This window comes from Vicinamibacteria bacterium, from assembly GCA_035570235.1.
Classification (GTDB): Bacteria; Acidobacteriota; Vicinamibacteria; order Fen-336; family Fen-336; genus DATMML01.
In genome coordinates, this window is sequence record DATMML010000109.1 from 1 (window position 1) to 10,509 (window position 10,509).

The 10,509-nt window shown below is 66.7% G+C and carries 8 protein-coding genes; 3 read left to right on the forward strand and 5 right to left on the reverse strand.

Going from position 1 to position 10,509, the window contains the following annotated elements; genetic code table 11:
* The coding region (locus tag VN461_20395) for an ABC transporter substrate-binding protein (GenBank protein HXB57136.1) at positions 1-1,118 on the forward strand (1,118 nt) is incomplete at its 5' end.
* A gap of 75 nt (positions 1,119-1,193) precedes the next feature.
* On the opposite strand, the gene VN461_20400 is transcribed toward VN461_20395, so the two are convergent.
* The 3 genes from VN461_20400 to VN461_20410 all read right to left on the reverse strand — a co-directional run bounded on the left by VN461_20400 (position 1,194) and on the right by VN461_20410 (position 5,966).
* Positions 1,194-3,926: a serine/threonine-protein kinase gene (locus VN461_20400; GenBank protein ID HXB57137.1), complete on the reverse strand. Its 2,733-nt coding sequence runs from the start codon at positions 3,924-3,926 to the stop codon at positions 1,194-1,196.
* Positions 3,927-4,020: 94 nt separating this feature from the next.
* Complete coding sequence (locus VN461_20405) at positions 4,021-5,043, reverse strand: S1/P1 Nuclease (GenBank protein HXB57138.1); 1,023 nt, start codon at positions 5,041-5,043, stop codon at positions 4,021-4,023.
* 209 nt (positions 5,044-5,252) lie between these two features.
* A complete protein-coding gene (locus VN461_20410) occupies positions 5,253-5,966 on the reverse strand; it encodes a ZIP family metal transporter (protein HXB57139.1) in 714 nt (237 codons plus the stop codon).
* Positions 5,967-6,357: 391 nt separating this feature from the next.
* On the opposite strand from VN461_20410, the gene VN461_20415 reads away from it, so the two are divergent.
* Together VN461_20415 and arsM are read left to right on the forward strand one after the other, a co-directional pair.
* Positions 6,358-6,696, forward strand: coding sequence for a metalloregulator ArsR/SmtB family transcription factor (locus tag VN461_20415; protein HXB57140.1), 339 nt, complete (start codon positions 6,358-6,360; stop codon positions 6,694-6,696).
* 29 nt (positions 6,697-6,725) lie between these two features.
* Complete coding sequence (gene arsM / locus VN461_20420; protein ID HXB57141.1) at positions 6,726-7,631, forward strand: arsenite methyltransferase; 906 nt, start codon at positions 6,726-6,728, stop codon at positions 7,629-7,631.
* 147 nt (positions 7,632-7,778) lie between these two features.
* On the opposite strand, the gene VN461_20425 is transcribed toward arsM, so the two are convergent.
* Both VN461_20425 and VN461_20430 read right to left on the reverse strand, forming a co-directional pair.
* Positions 7,779-9,152 (reverse strand): aminotransferase class V-fold PLP-dependent enzyme, encoded by a 1,374-nt coding sequence (locus VN461_20425; protein ID HXB57142.1) that lies wholly within the window; start codon positions 9,150-9,152, stop codon positions 7,779-7,781.
* A gap of 438 nt (positions 9,153-9,590) precedes the next feature.
* A partial coding sequence (locus VN461_20430) for a PhzF family phenazine biosynthesis protein (protein HXB57143.1) occupies positions 9,591-10,509 on the reverse strand: 919 nt, incomplete at its 5' end.

Here is a 10,509-nt window from a genome sequence, read left to right on the forward strand (position 1 = left end):
CTGCCCAGACGGAGGGTGTCACGGCGTCCGAGATCCTCATTGGCTCCTGCGCTGCGCTCGAGGGCCCCGCCAACGCTCTGGGCACGCAGACCGTGCTCGGAGCCAAGGCCTATTTGAACCACATCAACGAAGGCGGCGGGGTCAACGGACGAAAGATCCGGCTCCTCAGCTACGACGACGGCTACGAGCCGACCAAGGCGGTAGAGTGCTTCAACCGGTTGCGGGCGGAGCCCGTTTTTGCAGCCGCTTTCTTCGTGGGAACCCCGACTGCGGTCAAGCACGTCGCCCTAGCGGAGCAGTACAAGATTCCTCTCGTCGGCCTCTTCACCGGCGCCCAGATTCTGCGTGAGCCCTTCAAGCGCTACGTGATCAACGTGCGGGCCTCCTACTACGACGAGACCCGCGAGCACATTGACAACCTGTGGCAGGTGCTCGGCCTGCGCAAGCTCGGCGTCATCTACCAGGACGATGCCTTCGGCATCGCCGTCTTGGACGGAGTGAAGCTCGCTCTGAAGAAATACAACGCCGCCCCCGTGGCCCTTGGTACCTTTCCTAGAAACACCCTAGACGTCGCCAAGGGCATGGAATCAGTGCGGGCGGCGGATCCCGAGGCGGTGGTCATGGTGGGTCCCTATGCCCCCGTGGCCGAGATCGTCAAGAGGGGCAAAAAAAGCGGCTGGAATCCCCTCTACTTGACCGTGTCCTTCGTGGGCACAGAGTCCTTCATGAAGGAGGCCGCGGAAGCCGGCGAGGGCACGGTGATCACCCAGGTCGTTCCTCCCTACACCCGCGTGGACCTTCCTACAGTCGTCTTCTACCTAACAACGCTCAAGAAGTATTTCCCAGATGCCCAGCCCAATTTCGTCAGCTTCGAAGGCTTCGTCGACGCCCTGGTCCTCGTGGAGGGATTGAAGCGAGCCGGTCGCGACCTCAGTCGCGAAAGACTCATCGATGCCATAGAGTCGATCAAAGATAAGGACATAGGGCTCGGCCCCCGCCTCATGCTCAGCTACAGCGCGACCGACCACTCGGGCTTCCACCGCGTCTACTACTCGGTGATCCGCGCCGGCCGGGTCGTAGCCTTCACCGACTGGAATGATCTGAAGAAGAAACACTGACCCGGTGACGGCGACTCCGTGGACCCACGCTTCCCGACGACCCAGGACCGCTTCCGGCGCGGGCACGCCGCGGCCCTACTCGAACAGGTCCCCCTTCCACAGGGGCTGGCCGGCAAGCGACGTGTAGGCTCCCCACGCCGCCAGACCCAGGATGCTCGCAAACAGGAAGACGGTGCTGCCCGCATACCAGGTCGAGAGGCTATTGGCGACAGGGGCATTGAGCAGGAGGTCGGCAACGAGGAGGCCCGCCGCCAGCGACACGAGCCCGAAACGCAGCACCACGATGACGGCAATTGAGTAGATCATCACCTGCACCGGCGCCTCCACGCCCGGGTGGTCGGACCCGAGTACCTTGAGCGAGGTGAAGAGCAGGACGAACGCCACTGCCGCCAGCCACTGCCTCCGCAAGAGGGCGCGCAGCAGGAACAGCAGGAAGAAAAGGGTCAGGGCGCCGCGGATGGAGTACAGGCCATGCATCAGTCCGTGCCCGAGCATTCTCCGACCGCCGAGCAGGAAGTCGGTGGACCCCAGATAAGGGGGGGCACCGAGGGTCCCCTGAAGCCGAAAGAGGGCGTGATAAGTGAGGGCCCACACGAGGCCGAAGAGCACCCCGAACAGCATGTCGCGGCCCGCCAGGGGATCCCGGAGCCTGCCCGCCAGGAGCCGGCTCCAGGAGATGATCGTCTGCGGCCAATGCCTGCGAACGTAGGGCTCGAGGGCGACGTACATGACCCAGGTGAAGCCGGCAAAGAAGAGCGAGTTGGCGACGGCGGCGATGAGTATGGCAAAGAGGGCGCCGCCCGTCACGAAGTGCCCACGGCACAGCCAGAGCGCCAGTCCGAGGAGGAAGACCAGGCTCCCGAGGCGCACGGCCCCCAGGCGGTCTCCCCGGCCTCGGCTGTAGTTCAGGCGCGCCAGGAGAGCGGCGGCGGCGAGCATCGACAAGAGCACTGCGATCCCCAAGATATCTCGAGCTTTCTCCCCCGATGTCTGTTCGGACGGCTGCATGCGGCTGGCCCTGGTCCAGGGGCCAGTCAAGGCGAAGAAGACCGGCTTCCCGTGCCAGGCCGCCGCCTCCACTCGCAAGTGGCGAATGCTGCCGGGCCAGGCCCCCGTCCAGGCCGCCCGCACATCGGACGCCGCCAAAGAGACCCAGACGGGAGCCGCCGGCTGGAGCCGGGCCACGTCCAGATCAGCCGCGGCGAAGAGAGGCGCCCAATCGGGCGCCGGGTATGGCTGGGCGGCCTCCTCCTTTTCCTGCGGTATGACCTGCAGATATGTCAGGCGCCCCTGCGGATCCAGGTGCACGCTAGTCATTCCCGACAGCGTCGGGGCCGGATCGTCCGGGGTCACGATGCCGGGAGTCAGCGTGTCATCCATAAACCCGAGGACGGTCATGCTGTGGGGGCTGGAGCGATACCAGAAGGAGAGCGGTGAAGGGCGGCCCGAGAGCACGGTGCGCCAGTCGGGCCGCGGCTTGTCGTTCGATTCGACGTAGCGCATGAAGTCGGTGTCGAACGTGAGGCCCTGGGCGGTGTCCATGGGCGTGGCCTCGTATCCGAGCCGCCGCAGGGTTTCCCGCGCCTTTTGCGTCAAGACCTCGGGCGAGCTCTCCAGGCCGAGCGCCGAGAGCCCGCTCCCCCCCACGCTCATCGCCCAGACGAGGGCAAGGCCGACGATCACGGCCCCCATGCCCGCAGCCGCAGCGCCCCGCGACAGCCCCGTCATCGACCCCGCGGCGGCGACGACCTGCGGTGCGGGCGTCTCTCCGGCCGCGAGCGCGGCGGCCAGCGGGTCGCCGCCGGGCAGCGCCTGCGCGACGGCCAGCGCGGACGGTGGCCGGTTCGCCGGATCGCGCTCCAGGCAACGCAGGATCACCCGGTCCAGCGTCGCGGGCAGGTCCGTCACCAGTGACGACGGATTCGGGGGCGTCCCTTCCCGGCGCGAGCGCGCGGCTTCGGCAAGGGTCCGGGCTTCGAAAGCGCGCTTGCCCGTGAAGATCTCATAGAGGAGCAGACCCAGGGCGTAGATGTCGCTGCGGGCCGTCACCTCGCTGTTCTCAAGCTGCTCGGGGGACATGTAGGCGGGGGTGCCGCTGCGGAGGTCGGTCCCGGCCACTTGATCAGCGAGCGCGGCCAGCCCGAAATCGGTCAGGAGGACCTGCCCCTGGCCGTCGAGCATGACGTTGGCCGGCTTGAGGTCCCGATGCAGCACGCCTTTCTCATGAGCGGCGGCCAGCCCGGCGCACACCCCACGGGCCACCTCCGCGGCCTTGTCCGTGGGAAGACGACCGATGCGCCGCAGCAGCGATGCGAGGTCCTCGCCATCAACGTATTCCATGCAGAGGAAGTGCACGCCCTCGGCCTCGCCCACGTCGTAGACCCGGCAGACGTTGGGGTGTGAGACGCGGCGGGCGATCCGGACCTCCCCGCGGAGCCGGGCCAGCATCTCCTCGCCGCCGCTGGTCACCAGCGGAAGGAACTTGAGGGCGACCCGCTGGCCGAGGGTCAGGTCATCGGCGCGGTAGACCTCACCCATTCCGCCTCGGCCTAGCAGCGCGACGATCCGGTAGCGGCCCGCGAGCACGGTGCCGGGGGCGAATCGCCCGTCTTGGCCCGAGGTCGGCGAGGAGCGGGACGGCGAGGCGGATGCGCCCGGTGAGGGTGCGGGCCGGGGCGCCGGCTCCGGGGAACTGAAGGTCGCCAAGGCGTCCGAGACGAGGAGTTGACCGCAGGACGAGCAGACACGGCCACGGGCTGGGTTGTCGGTCCCGCAGCTGTCACAACGAATCACGAACGCCTCAGACATGGTCCGCCAAGTCTACACCGTCGCTTGTCGCTCGCTGCCGCGAAGGGCCAGCCTCCAGCAGGAACGCGATGCTCGCGAACGACACCCCGCCTCGCTAAGGCTCGAGCATGGCTCGCGTGGGAACCAGCTTCTCCGACTCCACATCGGCGACACTGATCGCGGGATAGCCGACGCTGTCGGTGGCGCTCGCGCGCCAGGCGTCAACGACGAGATTCCGGAGGGCAGAAGCGCCGGCGGCGAGCCGCGAGATCACGAAGCGCTTCGCCTCCGGCGAGCCCTGCTCGAAGGCAGCCGCTTTCTCGAGCTCGTAGAGCGGAATCACGAGCGCGTGCGAGGACAGCAGAGTCGTCGTAATGCTGCTTTCCGCGGGGCAGTTGCACGCCTCATAAGGAGCCATCTCCGAGAGCACGACGTCCAGAGTCACGTGGCGGTTGACGAAGGCCCCTTCGAACCGCTCGTGAATGGTCTTCGACGGGCTGTAGCCCTTGGGGTTCGGCAAGGGACCCCAGCCGTTGTAGTGCACCGACGTGTGAAGCGGCTGACTGGCGTCTCCGACGTAGTGCGACCACACGCCGATGTCTCGAATGGTGATTGATTCGCGCAGGATCCGGTCCGCGGTGAACCAGGCGCGGTCCTCGGGGGAGGCGGCTTTCCTCTCCCCGGCCAGATCGACGCGCCAGAGCGCGAAATCGCGGCGGAGTCGGTACCAGCCGTCGATGAGTGAGTAGGGCAGGAAGCCGATCCTGTACTCGTCGGTTCCCGCGGCACGCAGCGCGGTGTCGAAGGCCTCTCGGCTCGAGGGCAGGGTCTGAAGCGTGAGCACGCCCGCGATCATCCCGTCGTCCGCGACGTCCACAAAATGCCCCGGATTCTCGTCCGCGTCTGCGCTCGACTTGGTTCCCTTGAGCCGGTCCGGCTCGGGGGCCAGGCGTTCGATCTGGGAGATCGCTTCCGCCGAGCGCACGAACTCCGGCACCTCGTTGGGCAGGCGTAGCGCAGCGGCCCGGCTGATCAAGCGGTGACCGAGGCCGTTCCAGGCGCTCGCCGACGGAACGAGGCGGCTCAGACAGGCCGATGCGACCAGGCACCAAACCGACGCCCGCACGTGCATCTTCACGATCGCTCCTCTCGCATTTGGGCACTTCCCTCACGGGTCGCGCCGCCCGCTAAGGGCAAGACCCCCTGGGAAATGTCAGAACCCCTGAACTGAGAACTCCTCTTCCCTCCCCGACATCATTCACCCCCCGCGAGGCGCGGGGAAACGCCACCTGTGCTCCCCTGCCCCCCCCTACCCCCCGCGGCGCAGGCGGCTCGCGGAGGGAGCCGTCAGCGCAGAATCTGAGCTGCCCAATAGACGAACACCGTGCCCGCGCACGTCAGCGCAATCGTGAGTGGAGAGCTGCGCTCGGAGTGTGCCTCGGGCAGGATATCGGCGGCGCCGATGTAGAGCAGGACTCCGCCGAAGAGCCCCAAGTATATCGCGAGCGCAGAGGGAGGCAGCCGCAGGAAAAGCGTAGAGGCGGCGCCAGCGATAGGGGCGACCGCATCGAACGCGAGCATCACCACGGCCTGCCGCGGCGGATTCCGATTGATGAGCATCAAGCTCACGGTGTTCATTCCGTCTGCGAAGTCATGGGCTACGACGGCCAACGCGACGATGGCCCCCGTGTGGCTCGACACTTGAAAGGCAAACCCGATCCCAACGCCGTCCAGGAAGCTGTGCCCGGTAAGCGCGAGGGCCGAGAGAAAGCCCACCGCGGGATGCCGGTGACCGGCATAGGCCTCCTCTTGGGCGTGGTGAATGAGGACGAGCTTCTCCAGGGCATGGAAGGCAAGAAACCCGATGACGAGCGCCACCATCGGTATGCCGAAGCTCAGGGACTGCCGCTGAGTCAGCTCGACGGTCTCGGGCAGGATGTCGAATGCCACCACGCCCAGGAGGATGCCGGCGGTGAACCCGAGCACGAGAGGCAGCCGGGACCTGGCCTTGAGAGCAAGGAACCCACCCAAGAGGGTGGAGCAGAGGGCCAGGGTTGCCATCGCCAACGCCCCCGTCACGGGCGACCCCGGCGATCGGACGTGCCAAGTCGCGGCCCGGTGGGAAGGAGATCGCGGGGCCGCGCTGCCTTCTTGGCCTCCCTCCCGGAGCACGACCGCGCCTCGGGCCAGGCAGACCGAGGGGTCACAGGTTTCCCAAGTTCTCTCGCCCCTCTGGCCGCAGTCCCCGGCATTGGCGCGCATCATAATGCCACCGGAGCACGAACGGACGCCGTGGCGGGTCCAGGGGCCTTCGGCAGCCCCTGGGTCCCGCAAAGAGCCGCCCGCGGGTCACGCTCGGCCGGCGCTCCCTGGCCCTTGGTCAGAGCCCAGAAGGTCTTCGAAAGGCAGCCTGCTTCTTGACATTATTCGATATTTCTGCTATATTGGAAATATGGATATCAAGGGCGCGGTGGGGGCGCTGGGCGCTCTCGCCCAAGAGTCTCGGCTGGAAGTGTTTCGGCTGCTCGTTCAACGAGGGCCGACGGGGCTGGCGGCAGGAGAAATCAACCAGCGCGTCGGAATCCCCGCTACGACCCTCTCCTTCCACTTGTCCCAGCTCAGCCACGCCGGCCTCGTGACGTCGCGGCGGGAGGGGCGCTCGATCATCTACGCCGCGGACTACCCCAGCATGCTGGATCTCATGGAATTCCTGATGAAGAACTGTTGCCAAGACGAAACGGTTGCGCGGGAGGCAGTCCCGACGCCGGTGACCCTGCAGGTGAAGCGCTGAGCGCGGTTGAGAGGCGAAAGGAACGGACCATGGCTAAAGGCGCGGACAAGAGCTGTTGCGGCCCCACGTGCTGCGCCGAGGAATCCCGGGTCGTCGCGGCGCCGACGGTAAAGGTGACGGACCAGCTCGTGAACCAGGTCCGTGAGCGCTACCAGCAGATTGCGGAAGGCTCGCTGAGCGGCTGCTGCGGACCTCAAGCGGCGGGCTGTGCATCCCCGGAATCTGCGGTCGCCATGGGCATCGGCTACTCGGCCGGCGAGCTGGCGGAGCTTCCGCCGGAAGCGAACCTCGGGCTCGGCTGCGGTGCGCCACTCGGCTTCCTGGCCCTCGAGGCAGGGGAAACGGTCTTGGACCTTGGCTCGGGGGCTGGGCTCGATGCTTTCCTCGCCGCCCGCCAGGTCACGCCCAAGGGCCATGTGATCGGCGTCGACATGACGCCGGCGATGCTGGAGCGCGCGCGGGCCGGGGCGGCTAAGCTGGGAGCGACCCACGTGGAGTTTCGGGAGGGGCGGCTGGAGGCCCTGCCCGTGGGGGACGCATCGGTCGACGCCGTCACCAGCAACTGCGTCATCAACCTCGTCCCGGACAAAGCCGCCGTCTTCAAGGAAGTGGCTCGGGTCCTGCGGCCTGGCGGCCGGATCGCAGTGTCGGACATCCTGCTTGACGGCCGCCTTCCGGAAGCGGTGCAGAAAGATCTGCTCGCGTATGTGGGATGCGTCTCGGGAGCAATGCAGCGGCAGGAGTACTTCGCTCTCGTCGCGGCGGCTGGCCTTGAGAGAGTCGAAGTCCTGCGCGACGTCGATTATCTTGCCATGCTCCTGCAATCGGCACCTGACGAGGTACGGAGACTCGAGGCACTGACGGGCGTGAAGCACGAGGAAGTCCTGGGAAGGGTCCGGTCGGTCACTTTTCGAGCCTTCAAGCCGACGGCCTGAGATCGAGGCCGGAAACTGCGCTCTAGGCGCGAGAGAGTGTGAACGACCGTCCGGGAGAAGAACCCGCACGGGCAGGGTTGGGGCGAACGAGCCCGGATATCGGACCTGACGCCTTGCGGACGCGCCCCTGGCCACTGCAACTCGGCGTCAGCCGCGCCTAGCCTGGCTCGCCGCCGCCAATATCGCCGCCAGGCTGCGTTCGACATCTTCTTCGGTCGTGGCCCAGGACGAGACACTGATGCGCATCGCCGTCCGGCCCTGCCACTCCGTGGTGCCGCACCAGCAGGTGCCGTCCGCCTGCACGGCCGCCGCCACCCGCCGTGTCACCGCCGCCTCGCCGAATGAGACGAGCACCTGGTTGAGGGCGACGTCGTTCAGCAATTCGTACCCGGCGGCCGCGAGGCCCGCTGCGAAACGCGCCGCGTGCCCGCAGGTCCGTTCCACCATATCGGCGACCCCGCGACGCCCCAGGGACGCTAAGGCAGCCCATACATCGGCCCCCCGCGCGCGGCGGGAGAAATCTGGAGTGTACTGGTAGGGCTCCCGGGCCTCGCCCTGCACGAGGTAGGCTCCGCCCGCGGAGAGTGCGCGCCGGAGGTGCTCGGGGTCTCGGCAGAAGACGAGCCCGCTGTCGTACGGCACGTTCAGCCACTTGTGGGCGTCCGTGGCCCAAGAGTCAGCCCCTTCAAACCCGGCCAGCAAGGGTGCACGGAGGGGAGACGCCGCGGCCCACAGGCCAAAGGCCCCGTCGACGTGCACCCACGCTCTCGCTTTTCGGGCCACGGCGACCACTTCGAGGGCGGGGTCAAAGGCACCTGTGTTCACGTTGCCGGCCTGGAGGCAGACGATCGTCGGTCCCGCGAGGGGAGGGAGGGCGTCCGCCCGGATCCGCCCCCGACCGTCCACCGGGACTCGAACGACGCGCTCGCGGCCAAACCCAAGTAGCGCCAGGGCCTTCAGGAGGCTCGTGTGCACCTCGTCGCCGACGACGACCGTGATGTAAGGCGCACCGAAAAGGCCCCTCGCTTCCACGTCCCACCCCTCGCGAGCGAGCAGGGCATGTCGGGCCGCGGCTAGACCCGCCACGTTGGCGGTGGTGGCGCAGGTGACGAACCCTCCGCCAGTCCCGGGGGGGAGCGACAAGAGATCGACCAGCCATCCGAGGGCAACATCCTCGAGGGCGGCGGCGATGGGCGACGCGACACGCAGGCCGGCGTTCTGGTCCCAGGCCGTGGCCAGCCAGTTCGCGGCCAGAGCGGCGGGCACCGACCCGCCGATGACGAAGCCGAAGAAGCGGCCGCCGGCGCTGGCCATCGTCGCCGGGGAGCCGATCTCGTCGAGCTGGGCCAGCACGTCCGCGGGTTCGCGGGGTCCCTCGGGCAGGGGCGTCTGCAGGCGGGCCAGGCCGGCCAGACCCGCGGCTGACGCCTGCACGGAACGATGCTCAAGCTCCTCTAGATACCGGATGGCCCGATCGGCGGTGTCATGCAAGAGCATGGCAAGCGCACGGCGATCGTTCATTTCAATGGTCCTCACACAAGGCCTCGCTCTGAAATACCCCTACCCTCGTCGCCGGGTGTGGTGGAAGCGCGGAGCCTACTCCGCGATCAGTGCATTTTCTACCGACCGTGGCGTCTCAAGGCCACCAGCCCTAAAACACCCAACGCAAACACAGCGATCTTAGCCATTTCGGAGTCGGCGTCCTGAGTGTGCCGTTCACGCTTCCCGCGGCGTCCGCCAAACGTCGGCGGGGGTCTCGACGCTCCACGTGCCTTACTCCCGGCCCTCCTGGCCGTAGCGCCCGTCATATGGGCGAGTCAGGGCGCCACGCTACCACGAACCGACGCCGAGGCAGGTCCGATAGCCTTGGGCAGCCTCTGCTGGTCGCAACCGGCCGCCGGGGGTTGCGTTCGGCCAACCGCTCCGATGATGTTGCTGCCCGAAGTCTCGCCGGTTTTCTTATAGACTCATTGTTGCTTCCGCGACCGGCGTGACGTACCCGCCGACTTCGATTCCCTCCGCGCCATCCTGCCCCATGACATGTACATACAGAATGCTTCGCCGGCCCATCTTGGTGCCCTGCTCGCTGATAAGACGAGTGCCGGGAGCACCTGACACGAGGCCGTGCCGCATCATGAACGCCGCGAGGGGACCGGTGGAGCTTCCCGTGGCAGGATCCTCCACAATTCCATATCCCGGCGCAAACATTCGGGAATACGCTCCGCCGCCTGTCGGGGTGAATACGAAAACACAGGCCGGCTCCCGATCCGTGTCCGTGATGCTCCTCAACCCGCGACTGTCGATGAACGCACGATCAACTGTCGCTTTATCCCTTACGGGAATGAAAATGGTTGGGTTCCCGGCGCTTACAAGCTGCGGAGCAATGTCCATGAGATCATTCAGCTCGAGCCCCAAAGCTTCTGCACAGACACGACGATCGTAGACTCTCCCCTGTTCCAGCGGAGGCGTGCGCAGCCAAATTAATGGACGCCGACGCTCGCCCCATTCGACGCGTATCGCGACGGGACCCACCTTTTCTTCGAGAGCGAAGTGCTCCTCTTGCCTGGGCACGATGCCCTCTTCCAAGAGCACGAAGGCGGTGCCGATCGTCGGATGACCTGCAAACACCATCTCTCTTGTGGGCGTGAATATTCTTACCCCGACGGCGCAATCCGGACGGCTGGCGGGGAGGATGAACGCCGTTTCCGCCAAATTTAGTTCCCTGGCGATTCTTTGCATCAGCCCGTCATCAATCTTTGATGCCTCTGGAAAGACCGCGAGGGCGTTTCCTTCCAATGGATCCTCAGTGAAGACATCGACCACCAGATACCGGTGGGCATGGGGAGCACTCACGGTGCCCTTGACGGATGGGGCCGAC

Excerpts from the sequence above, each read along its gene's own strand:
- VN461_20400 (HXB57137.1), bottom strand. The coding sequence starts at position 3,926 with ATGTCTGAGGCGTTCGTGATTCGTTGTGACAGCTGCGGGACCGACAAC.
- VN461_20410 (HXB57139.1), bottom strand. The coding sequence starts at position 5,966 with ATGGCAACCCTGGCCCTCTGCTCCACCCTCTTGGGTGGGTTCCTTGCT.
- VN461_20415 (HXB57140.1), top strand. The coding sequence starts at position 6,358 with ATGGATATCAAGGGCGCGGTGGGGGCGCTGGGCGCTCTCGCCCAAGAG.
- arsM (HXB57141.1), top strand. The coding sequence starts at position 6,726 with ATGGCTAAAGGCGCGGACAAGAGCTGTTGCGGCCCCACGTGCTGCGCC.
- VN461_20425 (HXB57142.1), bottom strand. The coding sequence starts at position 9,152 with ATGAACGATCGCCGTGCGCTTGCCATGCTCTTGCATGACACCGCCGAT.